Raw genomic sequence first — 3,127 nt, 5'->3', positions numbered from 1 at the left:
GGCAGCCCACGCCGCCGCCGGCGGGAGCGCTCCCGGGAGCGCTCCTCAGGACCGGCCGATGCGGAGCACCGCGCTCGAGACGCTCGGGGCCGCGGAGTCCGTCCGGCGGCCGGCCAGGATCGGCCTCTGCTACGTCGACCTGGACGGGTTCGCCGCGATCAACGAGACCCTCGGCCACCACATCGGCGACCAGCTCCTGGTGGCGGTCGCCGAGCGCCTGGAGAGCGGGTTCGGGCACACCGAGGGTCAGCTGGTGGCGCGCCTCGGCGGCGACGAGTTCGCGGTGCTGGTGACGGACAGCCAAGGAGCCTCGCAGGTCACCTCGCTCGCCACCCGGCTGATCGACTCCCTGGAACGCCCCTTCGAGATCGGCGGCCACCGCCTCGTGGTCACCGCCTCCGTGGGCGTGGTCGAGCGCCCCATCGGCGGCACCTCGCCGACCGACCTACTGAAGGACGCCGACTCGACCCTCTACTGGTCGAAGGCCGACGGACGGGCCCGCTGGACGCTCTACGACCCGGCGCGCGGCGCGAACCAGCTGACCCGGCAGCGGCTGGCGACCGCCCTCCGCCCGGCCCTGGAACGCGGCGAGTTCGTCGTGGAGTACCAGCCCCTGGTCGGCCTGGCCGACGGCCTGGTGCACGGGGCGGAGGCCTTGGTCCGCTGGCGCCACCCCCGTTACGGCACCCTGTCGCCGGACCGCTTCATCCCGCTCGCGGAGGAGTCCGGGGCGATCGTGCCGCTCGGGAAGTGGGTGCTGGAGGAATCGTGCCGTCAGGCCCGCAAGTGGCTGGCGGAGTTCCCCGAGATGGAGACGTTCATCAGCGTCAACCTCGCCGCCCGGCAGATCTGGGACTCGGACGTGGTGGCCGACGTCGCGGACATCCTCGACCGCACGGGCCTGCCGCCCCGGCTGCTCCAGCTGGAGATCACCGAGAGCGCCCTGCTCGGTCCGGGCGGGCGTCCCCTGCAGGCGCTGCAGGCGCTCGCGGACATGGGGATCCGGATCGCCATCGACGACTTCGGCACCGGCTACTCGAACCTCTCCTATCTCTCCCGGCTGCCCGTCCATGTCCTCAAGCTCGACGGGAGCTTCATCGAGGGCTTCCGCGAGCCCGCCGCCAACGGCGCCGGCGGTGCCGTCCTGTCAGCACCGAAGACACCGGCCTCCGTCAACGCGGCCCCGGTCTCCGGCTCCGGTGCCGGCGGGACGTCCTCCGCCGGAGCCGGGGTGGCTGCCGACGGTCGGACCGGACCGGTCGGCCCGGACGCCGGTCAGGGCCCGAGCAGTGCACCGACCGCGGGCCGGCGGATCGCTCGGCGCAGCGACGCGGACGAGCAGATCGTCGGCGCGATGGTGCAGCTCGCCCACACGCTCGGCCTGACGGTCACCGCGGAGGGCATCGAGAACGCGGCACAGGCGGAACGGCTCCGCCTCACCGGCTGCGACACGGCCCAGGGCTGGTACTTCGCCCGCCCGGGCGATGCGGACCGGGTCGCCGACATGCTGCGCGAGGGCTGCACCGGCGGCGGGCGCCCCGGACCGATCTGATCAGTCCAGGACACCGGCCGGGGCAAGGCCGTAGGCCTCGGCGATCAGCCGGTAGGAGCGGTGGCGCGCCTCGTGCCCGTGGATGTGCGACGTGACCATGAGCTCGTCGGCCCCCACGCGCTTGCGCAGCGCCTCCAGGCCGTCCGCAACCTCGTTGGGAGACCCGTACACGACGTTCCCGAGCCAGGCCGACAGGAAGTCCGCCTCGGCCTCGGTGTAGGGGTACGCGGCCGCCTCGTCCGGGGTGGGTATCGCCCCGGGCCTGCCCTGGCGGAGCCGGAGCATCGCCAGACCCGCCGAGCGGGCCAGCCGGAGGGCCGCCGCCTTGTCGTCGGAGGCCACCGCGCTGACGCCGATCAGGGCATAGGGCTGGTCGAGGACCGCCGACGGCCGGAACGAGGAACGGTAGAGGTCGAGCGCCGGCACGGTGTTCGCCGCGCTGAAGTGGTGGGCGAACGCGAACGGCAGACCCAGCGTGCCTGCCAGCCTTGCGCTGAAGCCGGAGGAGCCGAGCAGCCAGATCGGCGGCCGGCTGTCGCCCTGCGGGACGGCCCGCAGTCGGGCGTACGGGTGGCCGTCGGGGAAGTCGCCGTCCAGGAAGTGGGTGAGCTCGGCCAGCTGCTGCGGGAAGTCGTCGGCGCCTTCGGCGAGGCCGCGTCGCAGCGCGCGGGCGGTGGCGGGATCGGTGCCCGGGGCTCGCCCGAGACCGAGGTCGATCCGCCCGGGGTGCAGCGCCTCCAGCAGGCCGAACTGCTCGGCGATCGCCAGGGGGGCGTGGTTGGGCAGCATGACGCCGCCGGAACCGAGCCTCAGGGTCCGGGTGTTGGCTCCGAGGTGCGCCAGCAGCACCGCCGGGTTGGAGCTGGCCACGCCGGGCATGCCGTGGTGCTCGGCCACCCAGAAGCGGTGGTACCCCCAGGCCTCGGCGCCGCGGGCCAGCTCGACGGTGGCGGCGAGCGCCTCACCGGCGGTGTACCCGACGCCGACCGTGGCCAGGTCGAGGATGGACAGCGGGGCCGGCGCCGTCCCGCGAGGCCGGCCGCGAACGGGGTCACCCGGGGTCGACGCATCGCCACCGTGTGCGCCGCCGATTCGCTGGTCCTCGCTGGTCATGTCGTCCGTCCTCCTGGTTCCTGCACATCCGGGCAGCCGCGTGGGCGGCCCGGGCCAACACTCGGGGGACAACCGCCGCGGACGGGGTCGTGTTCCCGATCCGGCCGGATCGGTCGGGCCGGAACGGTCCGGCCGGACCGTCGGGCTCCTGGGGCGGCCCCGGGCCGTCCTTCCTTCCGAACCTCCTGCTCGTGGGCCACTTCCGTCGCGCCCGTGCGGGGCCGTCCTGGCGACTTCGTGCCAGCGCGGGAACTCGCCAGTCGCTGAGGTCGCGTCAGATGGAGGGATTTGGCAGAGTTGCTCACCAGTGCGGTGCAGTCGGCCGCGCTCATGACGAAGGCCACCGGGCTGGACCAGTTCCGTGTGACCCGTGGGGGGCCCCGGGGGGGGCCCCCCCCCCCGGGGGGGGCCCCCGCCCCCCCCCCGACCGCCGGGGGGGGCGGGGGGGGGGGCGCCCCGGGG

2 protein-coding genes are annotated in these 3,127 nt (G+C 74.6%); one reads left to right on the top strand and one right to left on the bottom strand.

The features are described 5' to 3' along the window. On the top strand, window positions 1–1,552 hold a 1,552-nt coding region (locus ACFV0G_RS37610), incomplete at its 5' end, for a putative bifunctional diguanylate cyclase/phosphodiesterase (protein WP_380557793.1). On the opposite strand, the gene ACFV0G_RS37605 is transcribed toward ACFV0G_RS37610, so the two are convergent. After that, complete coding sequence (locus ACFV0G_RS37605) at window positions 1,553–2,665, bottom strand: LLM class flavin-dependent oxidoreductase (protein WP_380557790.1); 1,113 nt, start codon at window positions 2,663–2,665, stop codon at window positions 1,553–1,555. Between the last annotated feature and the right edge of the window lie 462 nt (window positions 2,666–3,127).

The sequence above is a fragment of the Kitasatospora sp. NPDC059571 genome, from assembly GCF_042735675.1.
Taxonomy (GTDB): domain Bacteria; phylum Actinomycetota; class Actinomycetes; order Streptomycetales; family Streptomycetaceae; genus Kitasatospora.
This window is presented reverse-complemented; position numbering and strand designations above follow the sequence as displayed.